Raw genomic sequence first — 21,038 nt, 5'->3', positions numbered from 1 at the left:
TTTCTTAAAATATTTCTGTTCGAGATCCAAAATCGGGTCCGCAGGCCAGCCGTTTACCTATATTTTTTGGCAGCACTCATATTTACAGTGTTTACTTTTTCAACAGGTTCATTACCGCTGGGCGAAAAAGAGCACATTAATGCACCATATGTACTTGCCTTGTGGTGCTCGGGTATCACCATGATGATAACACTTGTGAGTTCCTCCATCATGGGTACTGCATTATATCGCGATATTGAGTATAACACAAAAGATTATTACTTAACCTACCCTATTACAAAAGCTGGTTATTTCTGGGGCCGTTACCTTGGCTCCTTCGTTTTCATGATCTTCATAGCATCGGCAGTTATTATAGGTGCATTTATAGGCACCAAACTTGGCCCAGCTGTGGGATGGACGGATGTAAAACAATACGGCCCCAATAACCTCATTTACTACCTGCACCCGTTTTTTACTATCGGGCTACCCAACGTTTTGTTCACTTCTTCGTTGTTTTTTGGCCTGGTGGCTATTACACGCAACGTAAAGGTGATTTACTTTGGTGGTATCCTGTTGTTTCTGTTTTATTTTATTGCGCTGTTTTTCCTCAACCATATCAACAATCCAACGGTAATCAACCTAAGCGATCCTTTTGGTCTCAACGGCATCAGGCTGCAAACCAGCTCTTCAAGCACTATTGAACAAAACACCACGTTGTTCCCGGTAACGGGCACGTTTATGCTTAACCGGATAGTATGGGGAGGTATAGGAATGCTTATTGTAATTTTTACTTATTTGCGGTTTAACTTCGAGCGTTTTTTTAGTGGCCGGCGCGACAAAGCGGCTATTGATGAAGTAGGTGCTAAAACCAAGAACGCCATAACTATTAAGCCGGCTGTTAGCTTTACGGGCAAATACAACCGGAACACGTTGAGCAACCTGGTAAAGGTTGAATTGCTTAATATCATTCGCGATAATTACTTCTGGATCATATTGATCAGTGGCAGCTTATTTCTTGGCTTTGTACTCTGGCTTGGCGACAACAGAAATGGTGTACCTGATTTCCCGCGTACGGTTACATTACTTGGAATTTTTAATGAAGCCTTTCCTTTCTTCATTTTCTTTATCCTGATGTTTTATACCGGCGAAACCCTGCACCGCGACAGGACAACCCGCTACGCATTTATCAATGATTCGCTCCCGCCGCCAAACTGGATCCTGAATGGATCAAAACTAATCACCTTATTGCTTATTGGTACCGGCTTATCCTTCCTACCCATACTAACCGGGGTTATTGTTCAATTATTAAAAGGTTATCACACATTGAATCTATCTGTGTACTTTCTGTACATAGCCTGCATATTGCTGCCTGCTTTGCTGGAGATGGTTGTATTTTGCTATGTAGTACACGTTATTATCAATAACAAATTTGCAGCACACGGCATAGGGGTGTTTTTATGGGTTATCGTTTTCTTTTTGCGTAAAACGGGCACCTTTGACTACAATCTGCTACTATATTCATACACCCCATCCTCAGGAATCTCCGATATGACAGGCATGGGTCACATGGTAACACCTATCAATTGGTTTAACCTGTATTGGCTGTTGTTTGCAGGGCTGCTCATTATTGCCTCAGCACTGTTTTACTATCGTGGGGTAACCTCATCTTTTAAAGAACGATTACGCCTGCTCCCTCAGCGTTTCAATCGTAGTACAGCCCTGATCACCGCAATAGTGGCCATAGCATTTTTGGCAGTAGGCGCATGGAATTATTACAATGTGAGCTTTTTAAACAGCTATCTCATAAAGTATGAAAATACCGCGAGGGCCGTGCAATATGAGAAATCGCTGAAGAAATATGAACATCTTCCCCTTCCTAAAGTAATCGGTATAAAAATGCAGGTAGAACTTTATCCCGATAAACAGCAGGTTTCTACACACGCATGGGTAACCATCACCAATAAAAACAAAGTTGCCATATCGCAAATGCTGCTCGATGGCGATGATCTGACTGCCTATTCGCTTAAAACTAATGGTGTATTAGTTCCCTTTACTGCCCCGCTGTTGTATACCCGCGGATTTTTCAACTGGTTCAGGCCGAAAATGGATACTGCCGACTTCCGTTTATATAAATTTATAAAACCATTGATGCCCGGCGATTCGCTAGTGCTGGAGATCAACTCAGAAATAGTTCACAAAGGATTTACCAATGGGATGTATGCTGCAGCCCTCATTAACAACGGCACATTTTTCAACGGCGGATTACCAGGTTTAGGTTATGACGAAGATGACGAACTGGGAAGCCCATATGAACGAAAAAAGGCCGGTCTGCCCGAAAAAAAGGAAGAGGAAATTCAACAGGATAACCCTGAAGGCATCAACACGCTTAAAGCAGGAAGGGCCGCCGATCTCCTGAAACTTGATGTAACAGTTGGCACGCTCACCGATCAAACCGCTATTGCCCCAGGTCGGCTTGTAAAAAACTGGCAGCAGGATGGCCGCAATTATTTCCACTATGTGCAGGATAAACCGGGCATGTACATGCCAATGGGTATTATATCCGAAAAACTGGCCGTAAAAAAAGCGAGTGTTCAATTGGATCACCAGGTGAACATTGAGGTTTATTATCATCCTGAGCACAACATTAATATCGACAGATATATTGCTGCTTATAAAGATGGTTTAGCCTATTACAGCAAAGTTTACGGCAACTATCCGTTTAATGATATCCGCCTGGTGGAAACTTCTGTTTATGGCCCACAAGATGCCTCGATGACAACACTGAATACCTACGCCGAATATTTTGGCTGGAATGCCGATTTCAGAGATCCCAACAGCTTTGATTATTGCTATGCCAATACTACAAGATTATTATCCCAGCAATGGTGGCGTTTCCAGACAGCGCCAAACAGTACGGTAGGAAGTTTGGTGATCCCCGAAGGTTTGTCAAATTATGATCAGCTGGTAATGTCTGAGCATAAATATGGCAAGGATAACATGCGTTACATTGTGTTGGACCAATTATGGTATTACCTGTTTATCAGGCGGCACCTCAATGAAAACGAGCACCCTTTAATAAAAGCAAACAATTGGTTTTTATGGGGAGGCAAGGCAAGCGTAGCTTTATATGGCCTGCGCGACCTGATTGGTGAAGACAGCCTAAACGTGGCCCTCCGCGAATTTAAAAAGTCCTATGCTTTTAAAACTAATGCCCCTTTTCCTGGAGCAAATAACCTTTATCAATACCTCCAAAAGCACGTACCCGATTCGCTGCAGTATTACCTTACCGATACCTGGCAAAAGATCACGCTGTATGATAACAGGGTGGTTGATGCAAGCAGTAAGCCAACAGGTAATAAAAATGAATACAAGGTTACTTTCAAAATAAATATTGATAAAGCATGGAAGGACGCCAAAAACAACGATATCCCGGCCGTAAACATGAATGACTATATAGATATCGGGATATTTGGCAAGCAGGTTCAAGGTGCGGGTAACCGTATGGTAAGTAATACCTTATACCTTAAGAAGTATAAACTTAAACGCGGGCAACAGCAATTCAGCGTTATTGTTAAAGGCCAGCCGGCTTCGGTAGGAGTTGATCCGTTTAGCAAACTGATTGACAGGAACCCTAACGATAACATCAAAGAGCTATAACAGCAAAAAGGGGTTGCGCTTTCCGCAACCCCTTTTTTATAATTTAATTAACGTTATGCTCCCCTAAAATCGAAAAACACGGGAATATTTCATTTTTTAAAAATAACTTAGCCCGCATCAAATGTTTTCCTGAATAATTAAACCTGCTGCCACGTTAAATTATGTTTGAATCAGTTACTATCAAGGATATTGCCAAGGCTTTGGGTGTGTCAACATCAACGGTATCACGTGCACTGAACGGAAGTTATGAAATAGGCACCGAAACCAAAAAGCTTGTTCTTGAGTACGCCGAAAAGATAAACTACCGGCCCAACCCTATTGCTTTAAGCCTTAAAGAGCAAAAAAGCCACTCTATAGGCGTAGTGGTATGCGAGGTGGCTAACGATTATTTTTCGCAGGCTATTAACGGTATTGAATCCATAGCTTATAACCGGGGGTACCACGTTATCATTACGCAAACACACGAATCATTTGACAGGGAAAGCGCCAATGTAAAACATTTACTATCAAGGCATGTGGATGGATTACTGGTATCGCTATCGGCCCAAACAACCGACACCTCACAATATAAATACCTGCTGGATAAAGGCTTCCCCATCGTATTTTTTGACAGGGCCGCGCCCGACCTGAATACACACAAAGTGATAGCCAATAACTTCCAGGGTTCGTTTAACGGAACGGAAGCATTGATTAACTCGGGCTTTACCAAAATAGCCCATCTCACTAACTCAAACAATCTCCTTATAAGCCATGAGCGCTTTGAAGGCTACAAGGCCGCACTTGATAAACACGGCATCGAATTCAGGCCCGAATACCTTAAGCATTGTAACCATGGCGGCATGATACACGACGAAGTGGAGACTGTGCTGAAAGAATTGCTGGCATTGGATGATAAACCGGAGGCTATTTTTAGTGGCAGCGACCGGCTTACCATCAGCAGCATGTCGATATTAAAAAAATGGAGCTTAAAAGTTCCCGGAGACATTGCGATAGCCGGGTTCACCAATTCGGATGTGGTTGATCTGTTTGATCCCCCCTTAACCGTTGTACGCCAGCCTGCCTTTCAGATAGGACAAATGGCCACCGAAATGCTTATTAAAACCATTGAAAGCAAATGGCCTGTTGAGGAGTTTACTACTGAGAAGGTGGATACACAATTGATAGTAAGGTCATCATCAGTGAAAGCTATTTGAAGAACTTAGAATGTTAAAGCGTTATTAAAACCCATGTCATTGCGAGGAGCAGCATGGGCAAAAGCATCTGGGGCGCCGAAGCAATCTCGTAGCAATACAGATCGGACATGCATTAGCGACGAGATTGCCGCGCTTCGCTCGCAATGACATTTTTTTCATGCTTCCAACACCTGCCATCACCAACGAAATATCTACTTAAACAACCGTCACCTTCACTCCTTTTTCTTCCAGCATATTTAGCATTGCCGGACTAATGCCGCTATCGGTAATGATCTCATTGATCTGATCCAACGAACAAATCTTCGCTAATCCACGCTTTCCGAATTTAGTACTATCGGCCAGTACAATGGTAGTTTGAGCTGCATTGATCATTTTCTGATTAAGCCTGGCTTCGGATAAATTGGTGGTGGTCAATCCAATTTCCGGGTCGATACCGTCAACACCTAAAAACAAAACCCCGCATAGCATATCATCCAGCATCAGTTCAGCATAGTTGCCGGTTACTGACGACGATGTATTACGCATTTGCCCTCCCAATTGAACAATATCAACCTGCGGATGCTGAAGAAGTTCAAGAGCTACCGGCAATGCAGCAGTAACAATAGTAAGGTGTTTATTGGGCTGCATAGCACGGGCAAGGGCGAGCATGGTAGTACCCGAGGCGATGATAACAGAGTCATTGGCTCCTATCCTCGTCGCAGCTTCGAAGGCAATTTTTTCCTTTTCGGGGCCATTCAGCTTTTCCTTTTCGGATACCGGCCGGTCATTGGCGTATGGATTTGTTTTGCTTGCACCGCCATGCGTTCTGAAAAGCAGGTTTTTATCTTCTAAAAGTTTCAGGTCCTTTCGGATGGTAACCTCCGAAACACTTAACTGGTTACTTAAGTCCTGCACATTCACAAACCCATCTGTATCAACTTTTTGCAGGATAAACTTATGACGGTCGGTGTTTTTGCTCATAATCGCTAAATTAAACAGAAAACTTGATTGTAATGTTTGATAGAGTATGCGATCGCTTCTATTAGTCAAATGTAACCAAATAAAATTATTTTTAATTTCATTTAGTTTTATTTTATTTCGATTTTATATATTTGAATAAATATCGAAATAAAATGAATCCATTTACAAGAGAAGCGAATCTCAACCACCTTGACGATACCGAAAAGATCTGGGACCTCGTCATCATAGGTGGCGGAGCTACCGGACTTGGCGCGGCTGTCGATTCAGCTTCCCGTGGCTTCTCTACATTATTACTGGAACAGGCTGATTTTGCCAAAGGCACCTCAAGCCGGGCTACCAAATTAGTACATGGCGGAGTACGGTACCTGGCACAGGGCGACATCGGCCTGGTGCGTGAAGCTTTACGCGAACGGGGCCTGTTATTACAAAACGCACCGCATCTTGTAAAAAATGAAAGTTTTATTATTCCCAATTACTCCTGGTGGGACGGTGTTTTTTACACTATCGGCCTCAGCATTTATGATCTGCTGGCTGGGAAGCTAAGTTTCGGTAGGGCAAAACACATTTCTAAAAAAGAAACCATTAAACGATTGCCCGGCATCCAGGAAAAAGGACTTCACGGTGGTGTTGTTTATCATGACGGGCAGTTTGATGATTCCAGGCTTGCAATTAACCTGGCACAAACAGCTATTGAACAAGGCGCAACCCTACTCAATTACTTTAAAGTAACCGGATTGATCAAAGATACTACCAATAAAATCACAGGCGTAAAAGCCACGGATACAGAAACCGGAGTCAATTACCAATTAAAGGCAAAAACAGTGATCAACGCTACCGGTGTGTTCGTTGACGACGTACTTAAAATGGATACCCCCGAGAAGAAGCCGATGGTTAGGCCAAGCCAGGGCGTACACCTTGTGCTCGACCGTTCATTTTTGCCGGCTGAAGATGCACTGATGATCCCCAAAACCGAAGACGGGCGCGTACTTTTCGCCGTTCCATGGCATGAGAAATTACTGATAGGTACCACCGACACCCCTATCGACTCGCACAGCCTTGAACCGGTAGCACTGCGCGAAGAAGTGGAATTTATATTAAGAACAGCAGGCAAATACCTCACCAAAGCCCCTACCCGTGCAGATGTTTTAAGCGTTTTTGCAGGTTTAAGGCCGCTTGCTGCCCCGCAGGATGGTTCGTCAAAAACAAAGGAAATTTCCAGGAGCCATAAGCTGATCGTTTCTGCGTCGGGACTAATTACTATAACGGGCGGTAAATGGACTACTTACCGCAAAATGGCCGAGGACATAGTTGACAAGGCTATTGAAACAGGCGGACTAAATAATATACCGTGTAAAACTGCATTCTTACCTATCCACGGTAATCGCCCCAACCCCGACCGCACAAATCCTATGTTTGTTTATGGTGCCGATATTGAAAACGTTTTGGCTTTGTACAAGGAGAACCCAGACTGGAAAAACCTCGTTCATGCTGGAAGCAGCTATACTAAAGGCGAGGTCATCTGGTCGGTAAGAAACGAGATGGCGCGTACTGTTGAAGATATACTGGCGCGACGTACCCGGGTGTTATTTTTAGATGCCCGCCTGGCTACGGCAATGGCACCCGAAGTAGCCCGCCTCATGGCCGGCGAATTAGGAAAAGATGTTGCATGGGAACAAGCACAGGTTAAAGCCTTTAACGAAACAGCAAAAAATTATATACTAACACCACATTAAAATGAACAAATTTAATGTGATATTCAATAAATAAACCAAGGTAAACCAAACCAAATTATGCAGGAATATATTTTAGCGCTCGACCAGGGCACTACCAGTTCGCGGGCCATAATTTTTGATCATGCGGGCAAGATCATTACTTCGGCGCAAAAAGAATTTAAGCAGTACTTCCCTAAACCGGGCTGGGTTGAGCACGATCCTAACGAGATTTGGGCCGGCCAGATCTCTGTAGCTGTAGAAGCAATTGCAAAAGCAGGCTTAGGCGGTGGAAACATCAAAGCCATAGGCATAACCAACCAGCGCGAAACAACTATAGTATGGAACCGCAAAACCGGCGAACCCATCCATAACGCCATTGTTTGGCAGGACAGGCGCACTGCCGCCTTCTGTGATGAGCTAAAACAAAACGGCTACAGCGATATGATCCGTGATAAAACCGGGCTTGTGATAGACGCTTATTTTTCGGGTTCAAAAATCAAATGGATTTTAGATAACGTTGAAGGTGCAAGGGCGCAGGCGGAAGCCGGTGAACTGGCTTTTGGCACGGTTGACAGCTGGCTCATATGGCAGTTAACCCGCAGCGAAGTGCATGCTACCGATGTAACCAACGCAGGCAGAACCATGCTGTTCAACATCCGCACCCAGCAATGGGATGATGAACTGCTACAACTCTTCAATATCCCCAAAAGTATACTACCCGAAGTAAAACAATCAAGCGAATTATATGGCCATACCGCCAATAACATATTTGCGCAAAGGATTCCGATTGCGGGCATAGCCGGCGATCAGCACGCAGCCTTATTCGGGCAAATGTGCATTGATAAAGCCATGGTGAAAAACACTTATGGTACCGGCTGTTTTATGCTGATGAATATCGGGCACGAGTTTATCAAATCAAAAAACAACCTGCTTACTACCATTGCCTGGAAAATAAATGGCGAGATCACCTACGCCTTTGAGGGCAGTATTTTTATTGGCGGAGCGGTTGTTCAATGGCTGCGCGATGGTCTCGGCATTATCAAAACATCGGCGGATATTGAAAAACTGGCCACATCCGTAAAAGATACCGCCGGCGTTTACTTTGTACCTGCATTCGCTGGCCTTGGTGCCCCCTACTGGGACCCGGAAGTGCGTGGCGCTATAGTCGGGCTAACCCGCGGGGCTACAGCCGCCCACATTTCAAGAGCGGCACTGGCATCCATTGCCTATCAAACCATGGATGTACTTAAAGCAATGGAAGCCGATGCCGGTATGGAAATTAAAGAATTACGTGTAGATGGCGGCGCCACGGCCAATAACCTGCTGATGCAATTTCAATCGGACGTATTGAACTGTAAAGTGATCCGGCCGGAAGTTACCGAAACCACAGCGCTTGGCGTAGCCTATATGGCTGGGTTAGCCGTTGGTTACTGGAAGGATATAGCTGAAATTCAGCATCTATGGGCAGTTGAAGCCGAGTTCAATCCGGGTAATGATCTTGATGAAGTAAAAACCGGTATTGCGGGTTGGAAACGCGCTGTGAGCACTGCCCAATGTTGGTCTAATTCCGGTTATCCTGTATCTGCTATTTAATATCCACCATTAAAATACTTTAAACATGTCTCCATTTGTAGCCGAACTGATAGGCACCATGCTCATTATATTATTAGGCGATGGCGTAGTGGCCAACGTAGTTTTAAAAGATACCAAAGGAAATAACGGCGGGTGGATAGTGATCACCACGGCCTGGGGCCTGGCCGTTTTTGTTGGGGTAGTAGTTGCAGGCCCATATAGCGGCGCCCACCTTAACCCAGCCGTAACTTTGGCGCTTGCCATTGCGGGCAAGTTTGCCTGGGCAAATGTTATCCCCTACATCATTGCCCAATTTGCAGGTGCGTGTATAGGTGCTTTTTTAGTATGGATAATGTATTACGATCACTTCAAGCGCACTAACGACCCGGCTTCTATATTGGCTGTATTTTGCACTGGCCCCGCCGTACGTAATTATGTATCAAACATTGCCAGTGAAGTGATTGGCGCTTTTGTATTACTGTTTACCATTTTCTATATAGCAGGCGCGGAAATTACGCCGGCTAAAACACCTGTCGGCCTTGGTTCTATTGGAGCAATTCCGGTGGCATTTTTAGTTTGGGTAATAGGCCTGTCATTGGGTGGCACTACCGGCTACGCTATAAACCCTGCCCGCGACCTCGGCCCGCGTTTCATGCATATGCTGTTGCCGATAAAAGGCAAAGGTACCAGTGACTGGGCGTATGCCTGGATCCCCGTTATTGCTCCGTTGGTTGGCGCTTCCATTGCTGCGGTATTGTATCTTTCAATCAAACAATAATTCTCATTTGACACAGGCCCAGACTTACGAAGTTTTAAAAGCTTCGTAAGTCTTTAAACTCATTATTACGCCTCCCCGGCTCTTAAAAACCCTCCCCTGTTCATTCCGTTCCTTTTGTGCCTTTAATATACCGCTTGTTCAAGTTGTTCATTTAATTAAAACTTAAGCAAAGAGCTAACAGGAATAGCATTTGCATGGAATAAAAAGGCCAGACACCGTAGACTTATTTCCCCACAATGAGATCCATGGTAGAAAACAAGCTACAATACCATCAAAAATCAAATCCATCAGCCTTACAAAAATCGCGCCATTGAAATTCATTTTTCGTGAACAACATTTTACAACCTGTGCTATATATTTCAAAACAATAACTTTCAAAAAAAGTATAACACAGCTACTTAGTGTACTTTTTACAAATTTATTTTTCGCCAATCGCCAAATTTCATTTTCACACGCTGCACATATCTACTCTTCATTGTTTTAAGCCTCTGGCATGGCTTTCCTTTTGCAACCTACCCTTCAAAAAACACAACATTAACCCAGGTTTAATCAATACCGGCTGTCCCCCGGCCGCATTGATTAAACTTTTAAGCAAGACAAGCGAGCGCGTTGCAAGTCTGGCCGACATGCGTAAAAACACATGAAATTTATCACTTTATTGGCGATAGTATGCCTATCGCCACAGTTCGCCCTGCGCCTGAAAGCGCAGGAGGGGGAACCGGTATTAATTGAGGACTTTGGGGCCGGATCGGCTCAAATAGGCCCGAAAATTAATGACGGGAATTTTTCTACTACCTATAATTACATACCATCACAGCCGGGTGAAGGCAGCTATACTATTGCCAACTCCACTACCGGCATGTACCCCGAATCGTGGCTGCAAACAGGCAATCATACGCCGGGTCGGCCCAATGGCTACATGATGATTGTGGATGCTACCAATACTATTGACGAGTTTTATAAAAGAACTGTTAAAACTTTGTGCCCCGGTACAACTTACAGGTTCAGCGTTTATGTGCTTAACCTGATGAGACAAGGCGGCATCAAACCGGATATTACATTCTCCGTAACCACATCTCTCGAAACCAAAACAAATCATACCGGGCCAATTGATAATGGTTTAGGATGGCTGGAATACAACATTACTTTTAACACCCCATCAACCGGCGGCGATGTAACCATTAAAATGACCAATAACGCCAGCGGTGGTTACGGCAATGATGTAGCCCTTGACGATATATCACTACGCCCCTACGGCCCTGCACTTACTACCTATTTTGGAAACGACAAAACAGCCATAACAGCACAGGGATGCGCTGAAGCTGATAAGTTTTACACCTTGAATGTTAGCGCCGCATCCGATCTACCTTATGAAAATCCTGTTTATCAGTGGCAAATAAGTACACCAAACGGATGGATAAATATTCCCGGCGCTGTATCTGGCTCCTACCCGCTCCATCAACCTACCACCACCGGCAATTATCAATACAGGGTATTAGTTGCCCAGCAAGGTAATACAAACTCGGCGCAATGCAGGTTGATCTCATCGGCTGTAACGTTAAGCATCATTAACCCGGAACCGGTTACAGCCACTGCAAGTTCGCCGGTATGCCCCGGCGAAAATATTTATCTTACGGTATCCACGGGCGATAGTTATAGCTGGACGGGGCCGAACGGCTTTACGTCTGCACAACAAAATCCGGTGATTAACAGTGCAACGGTGGCCATGAGCGGGCAATATCATGTAACGGTATTTAAAAACGGATGCTCAAGTATTGCGCCTGCGGTTACAGTAAACGTAAACGCACCTGTAGTTGCCAATGCTGGCGATAACAAGGCGATTTGCAAAGGCGATAAAACCCAGCTCCACGCAGCGGGCGGAACATCCTATAAATGGTATCCCGCAACCGGCCTGTCAAACCCAAACATTGCCAACCCAATGGCATCCCCGGAAGAAACTACCACCTATACCGTTGAAGTGACCAATAACAGCTGCAAAGCCAAGAGCGCTGTAACCTTAACAGTAAACCAGGGCCCCGGAGCCTACGCCACCGCCACACGTGAAGTCATGAAAGGTGATAGGATTCAGCTTCATGCCCAGGTAAGTGGCGAAAATGTTTCTTATTACTGGACACCCAATGAAAACATCAGCAATACCACATCTTTAGAACCCTTTGTATTTCCAACCAGCAACATCACCTATATTTTGCATGTACTGCAACCCGGATCGTGCAACCTGGAATCTAAAGCTGCTGTTGAGGTAAAGGTTATTGATAAATTCACCATCCCCAACACGTTTACTCCTAATGGCGATGGTATAAACGACACCTGGCAAATAGATGCGCTGGGAGCCTACGACAATGCCATTACACAGGTTTTTAACCGATACGGAACAATAGTATATAGTACTAAAGGCTACACGAAGGCATGGGATGGAACCTACAACGGCAAAAGGCTGCCCCCGGGAACTTACTATTACAAGATCGACCTGAAGAATGGCACTGTTTACTCGGGATGGGTACAGATTATAGGTTGATCATTCCCTATCTGTTAAATCTAAAACATGTCATTGCGAGCGCAGCGTGGCAATCGCACGGAAGCCGATCCGCCCCTGTATAGCATGCGATTGCTTCGTTCCTCGCAATGACATGGGTTTATTATCGTTTCTGTTAATTGCAGCTATTGCAATAAAGCCTTAATCTTATTAAAGATCTCCGTATTACTATAAACTCCCCTGAAATCCAACGAATGCGGCCCGTAACTAAATACAGGAACCGGGGTACCTGTATGATCATTGGTACTAAAATCGCCCCATACGTAGCCGTTATTTATGCTGCCATCAAGCAGGGTTAAACCTCCGGTTTCATGATCGGCAGTTACAATTACCAGGGTTTCACCATCTTCATCGGCAAATTTCAAGGCGTCGCCAACTACCCGGTCAAAGTCGCCGTTTTCGGTGATTATTTGCTTGAGGTTATTGGCATGACCACCGTGATCAATCTGCGAACCCTCAATCATCATAAAAAAACCTTTTGGTGCATTCTTAAATGTTTGAGTTACTTTATTGAATGCCAGCGGCAGGTAGTTACCCCTACCCTCCATTTTAGGGCGGGTTACACTATCGTCCATCAGGGCCAGTATCTTTGGCGATGAACTATTTAAAAAGTCATCAAAGTTACGGATAACGGCATATCCTCTTTTTTTCATCTTATCAACGGTAGTTTCACCATTAGCAGGCTGCGTAAAATCTTTGTAAGCCGAACCCAAAAATATATCTACTGGCGAAGATGTGATCTGACTCGCAATAGCTACTGAATGACTCCGCTCCGAATCATGAGCGTAAAAAGCAGCCGGAGTGGCGTCTGTTAATTCGCAAACAGCAATATCGGCTACTTTTTTACCAGCATCAGCGCTATAATCAGCTAGAGATTTTAAAGGTTTGCCTGATGGGTCAACACCGATAGCCCTGTCATTTGTTTTCTGACCAGATGCAAAAGCAGTTGCTCCTGCCGCCGAATCAGTAATGTAAGCATCAGCTGAGTTGGTTACCGAAAAGCCGATATTCAGCATCTGAAAAATATTCAGCTGACCGCGATTAGCCGTATAGGTTGAGTAGATCTGCGATAAACCCATACCATCTCCAATACACAAAATGATGTTTTTAACTTTCTTAACCGCGCAGTCCGATTTATAAGTTGGCTTATAAATAGCATATGGCTGCGGCGCAGTGTATTCGCTTTTGGGTTTCTTATCCAGAAAATCGCCAAGCTCCTCTATTTTATCGGTGCCAATTACATCAACACCTAAACGGATAAGGGCCAGCCAGCTGCTTTTGGTATCGGGCGTTTCCCAAAAACGAACCTTTTTACCCGAGTTATGTACACTATCAATCCCCGCTTTTATCCTTGCAATTTCTTCGTTATTCAATACACCTTTACCGTTCCAGTGCATGTATTTGCCAAACGGAAAACTTACCAGGCCAATCTTTTTCCACTGCTCAGCCGTAAAACCGTTCATATGATCTACGTCAAACGAGATCCAGGCCGGATAGTTGGTCATCTCTGCCGGAGGTGGCACTGCCCCTGTCATAACTATCGATAACCTGCCCGGGTGGCCTTCATAATCAAAATACTGTTCAAGCGGTTTTAACTCTTTAATCACCAGCGGCAATACTGCCTTATGATCTTCCTTAATTTCGATAAGCAGCCTTAAATGACGTTGCGGGTCTCGTTTAAACTTTTCAATCAGCGGATCTATGTACAAGATCTTTAATGACCGTTTGGCGTCGATCTCCTTTTTATCGTGTGCCACCATCAGTTGCCCGTTAACGGCATAACAGTCGGCCTCGATAGAACCGAAACCTTTTTCATAGGCCCGGTAAAAAGGGATGTTGTTTTTGTAATCGTTGTGGGAATGTGCGTCGGCTACAGTGTAGTTTTTAACCTGCGCGTTGGCCGTCAGGCCGGCGTTTGCCAGCAGCGCTGCCAGCGTAATAAGGGTAGTACTTTTTTTCATTTGGTATAGATATAGCAAAACCGGGCTGTGCCCGGTTTTGTAAGTTTCAATATGTCAATTACCAGCCGGCATTCTGTTTCAGCTGGCCCTGGCTTATCTGGATATCCTTTGGCGGAATAGGCCAAACGTTATCCCTCGCCGGGTCAAAGTTACGTGCTTTCCACACAACTGAGCCATCCGAACCGTGTAACGGTTTTGCGTAAATTGCCTGTGCATCCCCCCAACGTACCAGGTCGAAGTTACGATCACTCCACTCGCCAGCTAATTCGACCCGACGCTCATGTTTCAAATTAACCATAGTAGCATTAGTGATTGGCTTTAAACCGGCACGTACACGTACCTGATTAAGCGCGGCGTCACCATTTTTTCCCTGCATAATCTGGGCTTCGGCTTTGATCAGCAAGATTTCGGCATAACGTAACAATGGCACGTTTAAATCTGTTGATGGTTCATCACCGTTAGGGCTTACGTGAATACCACCAGCATAGCTAAACGGCTCCATGTATTTGTTAAACTGGTAACCGGTTAAGCTATTGCTTTTACCGCCGATTGGGTAAGTATAAGTTTGACCGAAATACTGGAAGCTGTCACCTTTTTGAAGGATGGTAGCAGCAAGCCTTTTATCGCCGGTTTCAAATTCGTCGACAAGCTCTTTGGTAGGCTGATAGTAACCGAAACCATTATATAAGCCCCATCCCTTGTTCTCCAGCATAGCACCCGGTAAAATGCTTTGCCCGTTCAGGTTACTTGCTACCGACCAGATATACTCGGAGCTATAGTTATTAGCAATCTTAAATACATCGGCATAATTGCTTAACAACGCATGTTTACCGCTCAGAATAACCGAATCGGCATATTTTTCGGCATTGGCATAATCCTTAGCATGCAGGTAAGTTTTAGCCAGATATGCATAGGCAGCAGTTTTATGCGCGCGACCATAATCGGTAGCGGCCAGCTTATCAAAGTAAGGCAATAAAGAAGCTGCTTTTTTCAAATCAGCCTCAATGTAGGCATAGTTATCTTTAACTGAAGGCAATTGAGCCGGGAACGCCAACGGATTGGTACGGTTTTGTAAAGGAGCACCTTGTTTATCTGAACCGTACAAATCGGCTATCTCCAGGTGCATTACTGCATGGATAAAGTACGCCTGGCCCAAAATAAAGTTTTTGGTAGCCGCATCCATGTTAATGTTTGGCACATTGTTGATCACGTCATTAGCACGTTTCATCACCACAAAGTGCAATTGCCATGGCGCGTAAATACTACTCTCGTTACCAGTGCATATAAAGTTTTTGATATTTTCCCTGTCGGCAGATGTACGGCCTACAACCATATCATCACTGGCGTTAATGAACCAAAAGAAACCGCGACCGTAAAGATCTTCGCTGTTGCTTTGTTTTTCGTATAAACCGTTGGCAGCTGCCTGCGCATCGTCGGCTGTTTTCCAGAAGTTAGTACTGGTTGGAGTGCCGGTTGGTTTAATATTATCTAAAGTACCTTTTTTACAGCTTTGGGCCAGTGCAATAACCATTACACCCATTAAGCCTTTGCTAATTATATTTTTGAATTTCATCTCTGTATCTTCTTAATTATGGTTCCTGATTGATTATAAGCCTACGTTAACACCTATTAAAATAATCCTCGACTGTGGGTACAAACCTAAGTCAACACCGTTTTGGTTGATACCAACCTCCGGGTCAAGACCTGTGTATTTGGTAAATGTTGCCAGGTTTTGCGCGTTAGCAAAAATGCGGGCGCTGCGTACGCCAATTTTAGTCATCAGTGCTTTTGGCAGTGTATAACCAAGGGTTACGTTTTTTATGCGCATATATGAGCCATTCTCAACATAAAAGTCAGATACGTTGCCAAAGTTGCCGTTTGCATCACTTGCAGATAACCGCGGAATATTGGTATTAGTATGAGTTGGGGTCCATGCGTTTTTAGCATCGGCCAGCAGATTATAGTTTTGGATAGAGGCGTTTAAACCAGTGTATTTAACAGCATTGAAAAGTTTGTTTCCAGCAATACCCTGTAAAAACACACTCATATCAAACGGGCCGTAGCTGAAGTTTGCTGTAAAACCGTAGCTGAACTTAGGGAATGGTGTGCCCAGGTAAGTTTTATCAGCTTCGGTTATCTTACCATCATGGTTAAGGTCCTGGAATTTGATATCGCCTGCTTTAGCGTTTGGCTGGATCAGGTTTCCTGAAGCATCTTTATAATTGTTCACCTCATCCTGAGATTGGAACAAGCCAGCTGTTTTTAAACCAAAGAAAGAGTACAGTGAGTAACCTTGTTGCAACCAAACCGGCACCAGGTTATCCCTTACTGTTGGGTTTGAAAGGATGGTTTGCTGACCTGGAAGGATATTATCAATTTTGTTTTTGATGTATGATCCGTTAGCTGCTAAATTATAGCGGAATTCGCCAACAGCACCCTGGTATTTAACAGCTAATTCGATACCTCTGTTTGTGATCTGGCCGCCGTTAACAAACGGGGGATTTGACACACCATAAACCGCTGCAACGGGAGGCTGGAACAGGAAACGGGTATTTCTTTTTTGAAACACATCGGCAGTAACATTGATCTTGCCGTTCATCAAACCTAAATCAACACCGATATCGGTTTGCGTAGCTTTTTCCCATTTAAGGTCAAGGTTAGCTAAACCATCAACAGCCGAACCTGTGATGGCAGCGGCCGGGCTACCTAAATAACCGGCAGTTTTAGTTAACGAAACCGATGTTGGGAAGCTTGGCAAACCTGCAAGGTTACCTGACTGACCATAACTTGCCCTCAACTTAGCAAATGATACAAATGCGTCTGTAGGAAAAAATGATTCTTTGCTGATTAACCAACCTGCAGATACCCCCGGATAAACCTCAGTACGGTTTTTACTTGTTAATAATGAAGTAGCATCACGACGGATGATACCGTTGATGAAGTATTTACCAGCATAGTCATAACCAATCCTGCCCAGGTATGAGATCAAAGCAGATTCGTTTTTGTTACCCTGTAATGGTACGCCAGTTGGGTTAAGACTGCCATTGATAATGTAACGGTAAGCGGGATCTTCGCTCAGGTAGTTATCGGTATTAACACTAAAAAACTCCTGTGTATCATTCTGATAAGTGTAACCTGCTAAAGCGCTTACGTGGTGGTTACCAAAAGTCCTGTCGTAGTTTAAAGTTTGCTCGGCAAGGATAGTGCGGGCATTGTATTGCTCCTGGAACAGGAAGTTATCAAAAAACTTTTTACCTGGCTCTAAAACCCTTGTGCTGAAATTTTTGATGGTCTCCAGGTTTTTGGTTATGCCCAGGTTCGAACGAAATTTCAAACCTTTAATCAGGTTTATTTCAACATAAGGATTGATATTAAAGCTGTTTACAGCGTCGCTGTTATCCAAGCGTTTTAAATAGGCAACAGGGTTAATAACGTCACCATAAGAACCTGCGTATTGTGCAGGTACACCACCGAAGCTACCATCGGCGTTGTAAATCGACGCGTTAGGCGGATAAAATATAGCTGATAATATAGCACCTGTGTAAGCACTGGTAGTGTTGGCACCCTGTCCGTTGTTATAAGAGTATGACATGCTCTCGCCAATCTTTAACCAGTTATTGATCTGGTGATCGGAGTTTACACGAAAATTGTAGCGAATAGCATTGGTATTTAACAGGATAGCATCGTTTTTACGATAGCCGCCTGATACATAAAAGTTAGATTTTTCTGTACCGCCGCTGATGTTCATGTTATAATCCTGGATATAACCAGTTCTGAACAAAGCATCTGTCCAGTTGGTGCGTGTTACGCGTGAGTCAGGATTTATAGTAGCATCAAACGCTGGTAAACGGGTTTTGCCCGCGTTATCATAAGCAGTATTTATCGCATCTGCATAATCAGCAGCATTTAAAGCCTGTAATATTTTCAAGGCGTTTTGTACACCGCCTTTAGCAGTAATGTCAAGATTGGTTTTGCCTTGTTTACCACGTTTAGTAGTGATCAAAATTACACCACCGGCAGCTTTAGCACCGTAAATAGCAGCGTATGAATCTTTCAACACATCGATAGATTCTATATCCGAAGGATCGATAGGACCACCATTGTAAATAGTACCGTCAACAACCATCAGCGGGCCTTCGTTATTAAAAGAGCTTTGGCCACGTAACCTGATGCTCGGGCCCGAAGTTGGGTCGCCACCTTCGTTCAAAACCGTAACACCGGCTATCTGTCCCTGCAGCATTTCGGTAACCGAGCCTACAGAGCGATCTTTAACATTGGTTACTTTCAATGAACCTACAGAACCGGTTACGTCGGTATTTTTCTGTGTACCGTAACCTACCACTACAACCGCGTTAAGACCGGTAACATCGGCTTCCAGCGTAATGTTAAGCGGCGATTGACCGGCAGCAACTTCGCGGCTTTTGTAGCCGATAAAGCTGAATACCAACACTTCGCCCTTTTCAACGATAATTTTAAAATTACCGTTAACGTCGGTTGAGGTAGCGGCAGTTGAAGTTTTGCTGCGTACAGCTACACCGGCAAGCGGCCCATCCTTATCGGTCACACTGCCTGTAACGGTGATTTTTTCGGGTGCACGTACCATCTTCTTGTGTGAAATGATGATTGTGCCGTACTTTTCGCGGTACTCCAATTGCGTATTGGCGGTTAAAGCGTTAAGTACATCTTTTAATGGCTTGTTAACAAATGAATTTGCCTTTACTTTTACCGCGGCCACATCATCGATCTTGTAGTTAAATGCAACGGTATTGACCGCTTTTTTGAGTTTCTCGAGCGATGCATCCATGGTCTCGTCGGCAAACTTTACGGTTACCGGCTGATCCATCAGCGACACACTACGCTCGGCGAAGGCGCGTGAGGGCAATACTGCCGTCAGGGTTGTTACCAGCAACAAAATTGCTGAGATTAATCTTCTTGAAATCCGGGTTAAAGATTTTTCCATACATTTGTTTTTAAAGTGATTAGTAACTGCCTGTTGGCTTTTAGTTTTGGCAGCTACACTTAATTGAGCCAGTGCCTGTTGGAGCAGGCATTGGTTTTCCTTTTATATTGCTATTTAATATTTACTATATCTCCGTTTAACTTATACTTGTGGCCATCAATAAACTGAAGAATATCCAGCACCTGCCTGATATTCAACTTATTTGAAAACCTAACCGAGTAATGCTGCTGCGCCAGCCGTTTTTCATTGTATTTAAAATTCACGCTATAGCGATTTTGCAGGTAAACTGTAATCTCTTTAAATGATGCATTATCTAGTATCAGTTCGTCATGCATCCAGCTTAACGAATGATCGGCCGTTAGTTCCTGGCGTGTAAAGCTTTCATGTTGTTTGTTGTAGGTTAGCTGCTGCCTCGGGGTATAAAACCCCAAAGTATGACGCTGATCATGCACCTCTACCTTGCCGCTATTCACATAAACCTGCAGGTCGGGCAATTCATTGTAGAATTTGATATTAAACGATGTACCCAATACCTGCGTGGTAACCTTTGCCGTATGCACCATGAATGGCCGCTTCACATCATGCTTCACATCAAAAAACGCCTCGCCATTAATAAGCGTCACTTCTCTTTTTGAACCGCTGAAACTAACAGGGAATTTTATGGATGTGCCTGCATTTAACTGCACAGTTGTGCTATCGGGCAACATGATCTGCTTCATGCTGCCTTTGGGGGCGGTAATTACCTGGTAGGCAACCTGCTCATTTTTATGGGTAGCTATTTTTGAATAGAACAAACCAACGCACACAGCCACTAAAACCGCCGCTGCAACTTTTAACCAGGTAGTGTTTAACCTGCGGACCTTCCCTTTAGCTATAGTTTGTTTTTCTATACGTTCCCAAAGTGGTTGCTTAAGGGCTTTAATATTGTTATCGGTGTTGGTGTCCGTATCAAGTTCATGCATCATTTGTTGTAAAAGCTGCAATTCCTCGTCGGTGCACTTACCGGCGTTAAACTTATCGAGTAATCTTTTTATTTCTTTTTGATTCACCTAACAGGGGGCTTTATACCTGTTAAGTGACCGAACAAAGGAGAGTGTACTATAACTTTTTGAAAAAAATTATCAGCAGCAAAAATCTGCTGTAATTATCGAAGGGAATAACGTTATAATATTTCTGAACAGACTTTTTCAGCCGGCTTAAGGCATTGCTGATCTGGTTGCGCACGGTTTGGTGCGATAAGCCTAAAAACTCGGCAATTTGCGGCCCGGTCATATCCTGCTCACGGCTGCACAGGTAAACCTGGCGCATCTTTTCGGGCATATCCGCTACTTCCCTGTTTATTAACAGGTGTAATTCGGCAAGGGAAAGCTTTTGATCGGTGCTATGTTCGTAAGTTTCCTGCAATTCGGAAACATCGTCTAATGAGCGCGGCTTTGTGCTTTGCTTTTTGTACCACTTATAGCTCATGTAATTAACAGAAACCATAAGGTAAGCTTCAAGCGCACCATTTACCTGGATAGTAAGGCGGTTTTTCCATATGGAAAGGAACAGCTCCTGTACCATATCCATCGCTTCATCCTCGTTTTGTGTTTTCTTTAATGCGAAGGCAATTAATTTATCGGCATAGCGCTCATAAATTTCCCTGAATGCCCCATCATTACCGCCCTGCAGTTCAAGAAGAAGTTGTGCATCCGAATATTGTTTCACAAGGG

General features: G+C 44.1%; 12 protein-coding genes. 6 read left to right on the top strand and 6 right to left on the bottom strand.

Annotated elements, in window-relative coordinates:
• Positions 1 to 66 precede the first annotated feature (66 nt).
• Both BMX50_RS15885 and BMX50_RS15880 read left to right on the top strand, forming a co-directional pair.
• The gene (locus BMX50_RS15885; protein WP_143065192.1) at positions 67 to 3,636 is read left to right on the top strand and encodes an ABC transporter permease/M1 family aminopeptidase; all 3,570 of its coding nucleotides are present in this window, start codon (positions 67 to 69) and stop codon (positions 3,634 to 3,636) included.
• A gap of 161 nt (positions 3,637 to 3,797) precedes the next feature.
• Positions 3,798 to 4,829 (top strand): LacI family DNA-binding transcriptional regulator, encoded by a 1,032-nt coding sequence (locus BMX50_RS15880; RefSeq protein WP_091211512.1) that lies wholly within the window; start codon positions 3,798 to 3,800, stop codon positions 4,827 to 4,829.
• A gap of 195 nt (positions 4,830 to 5,024) precedes the next feature.
• Here BMX50_RS15880 and BMX50_RS15875 read toward each other — a convergent pair whose 3' ends face one another.
• The gene (locus tag BMX50_RS15875) at positions 5,025 to 5,789 is read right to left on the bottom strand and encodes a DeoR/GlpR family DNA-binding transcription regulator (RefSeq protein WP_091211511.1); all 765 of its coding nucleotides are present in this window, start codon (positions 5,787 to 5,789) and stop codon (positions 5,025 to 5,027) included.
• Between the two features lie 152 nt (positions 5,790 to 5,941).
• Between BMX50_RS15875 and BMX50_RS15870 the strand changes: the two genes are divergently transcribed.
• From BMX50_RS15870 to BMX50_RS15855, 4 genes are all read left to right on the top strand, one after another.
• The gene (locus tag BMX50_RS15870; protein ID WP_091211510.1) at positions 5,942 to 7,522 is read left to right on the top strand and encodes a glycerol-3-phosphate dehydrogenase/oxidase; all 1,581 of its coding nucleotides are present in this window, start codon (positions 5,942 to 5,944) and stop codon (positions 7,520 to 7,522) included.
• A 57-nt stretch (positions 7,523 to 7,579) separates the two neighbouring features.
• Positions 7,580 to 9,094 carry a glycerol kinase GlpK gene (gene glpK / locus BMX50_RS15865; RefSeq protein ID WP_091211509.1) on the top strand — a complete coding sequence of 505 codons (1,515 nt, stop codon included), beginning with the start codon at positions 7,580 to 7,582 and terminating at the stop codon, positions 9,092 to 9,094.
• Between the two features lie 25 nt (positions 9,095 to 9,119).
• Complete coding sequence (locus tag BMX50_RS15860) at positions 9,120 to 9,851, top strand: MIP/aquaporin family protein (protein WP_091211508.1); 732 nt, start codon at positions 9,120 to 9,122, stop codon at positions 9,849 to 9,851.
• 640 nt (positions 9,852 to 10,491) lie between these two features.
• Positions 10,492 to 12,387 carry a T9SS type B sorting domain-containing protein gene (locus tag BMX50_RS15855; protein WP_091211507.1) on the top strand — a complete coding sequence of 632 codons (1,896 nt, stop codon included), beginning with the start codon at positions 10,492 to 10,494 and terminating at the stop codon, positions 12,385 to 12,387.
• 143 nt (positions 12,388 to 12,530) lie between these two features.
• Here BMX50_RS15855 and BMX50_RS15850 read toward each other — a convergent pair whose 3' ends face one another.
• The 5 genes from BMX50_RS15850 to BMX50_RS15830 all read right to left on the bottom strand — a co-directional run bounded on the left by BMX50_RS15850 (position 12,531) and on the right by BMX50_RS15830 (position 21,033).
• Positions 12,531 to 14,366, bottom strand: a complete 1,836-nt coding sequence (locus BMX50_RS15850) for an alkaline phosphatase (protein WP_091211506.1) — start codon at positions 14,364 to 14,366, stop codon at positions 12,531 to 12,533.
• Positions 14,367 to 14,424: 58 nt separating this feature from the next.
• Positions 14,425 to 15,939: a RagB/SusD family nutrient uptake outer membrane protein gene (locus BMX50_RS15845; protein WP_091211505.1), complete on the bottom strand. Its 1,515-nt coding sequence runs from the start codon at positions 15,937 to 15,939 to the stop codon at positions 14,425 to 14,427.
• 33 nt (positions 15,940 to 15,972) lie between these two features.
• On the bottom strand, positions 15,973 to 19,326 hold the full coding sequence (locus tag BMX50_RS15840) for a SusC/RagA family TonB-linked outer membrane protein (protein ID WP_091211504.1): 3,354 nt from the start codon (positions 19,324 to 19,326) through the stop codon (positions 15,973 to 15,975).
• A 110-nt stretch (positions 19,327 to 19,436) separates the two neighbouring features.
• A complete protein-coding gene (locus BMX50_RS15835) occupies positions 19,437 to 20,375 on the bottom strand; it encodes a FecR family protein (RefSeq protein ID WP_091211503.1) in 939 nt (312 codons plus the stop codon).
• A gap of 49 nt (positions 20,376 to 20,424) precedes the next feature.
• Positions 20,425 to 21,033: an RNA polymerase sigma factor gene (locus BMX50_RS15830; RefSeq protein ID WP_167667951.1), complete on the bottom strand. Its 609-nt coding sequence runs from the start codon at positions 21,031 to 21,033 to the stop codon at positions 20,425 to 20,427.
• Positions 21,034 to 21,038 lie beyond the last annotated feature (5 nt).

The organism is Mucilaginibacter gossypiicola (assembly GCF_900110105.1).
GTDB lineage: Bacteria > Bacteroidota > Bacteroidia > Sphingobacteriales > Sphingobacteriaceae > Mucilaginibacter > Mucilaginibacter gossypiicola.
This window is presented reverse-complemented; position numbering and strand designations above follow the sequence as displayed.

Excerpts from the sequence above, each read along its gene's own strand:
- BMX50_RS15860 (WP_091211508.1), top strand. The coding sequence starts at position 9,120 with ATGTCTCCATTTGTAGCCGAACTGATAGGCACCATGCTCATTATATTA.
- BMX50_RS15880 (WP_091211512.1), top strand. The coding sequence starts at position 3,798 with ATGTTTGAATCAGTTACTATCAAGGATATTGCCAAGGCTTTGGGTGTG.
- BMX50_RS15855 (WP_091211507.1), top strand. The coding sequence starts at position 10,492 with ATGAAATTTATCACTTTATTGGCGATAGTATGCCTATCGCCACAGTTC.
- glpK (WP_091211509.1), top strand. The coding sequence starts at position 7,580 with ATGCAGGAATATATTTTAGCGCTCGACCAGGGCACTACCAGTTCGCGG.
- BMX50_RS15845 (WP_091211505.1), bottom strand. The coding sequence starts at position 15,939 with ATGAAATTCAAAAATATAATTAGCAAAGGCTTAATGGGTGTAATGGTT.
- BMX50_RS15875 (WP_091211511.1), bottom strand. The coding sequence starts at position 5,789 with ATGAGCAAAAACACCGACCGTCATAAGTTTATCCTGCAAAAAGTTGAT.
- BMX50_RS15840 (WP_091211504.1), bottom strand. The coding sequence starts at position 19,326 with ATGGAAAAATCTTTAACCCGGATTTCAAGAAGATTAATCTCAGCAATT.
- BMX50_RS15850 (WP_091211506.1), bottom strand. The coding sequence starts at position 14,366 with ATGAAAAAAAGTACTACCCTTATTACGCTGGCAGCGCTGCTGGCAAAC.
- BMX50_RS15870 (WP_091211510.1), top strand. The coding sequence starts at position 5,942 with ATGAATCCATTTACAAGAGAAGCGAATCTCAACCACCTTGACGATACC.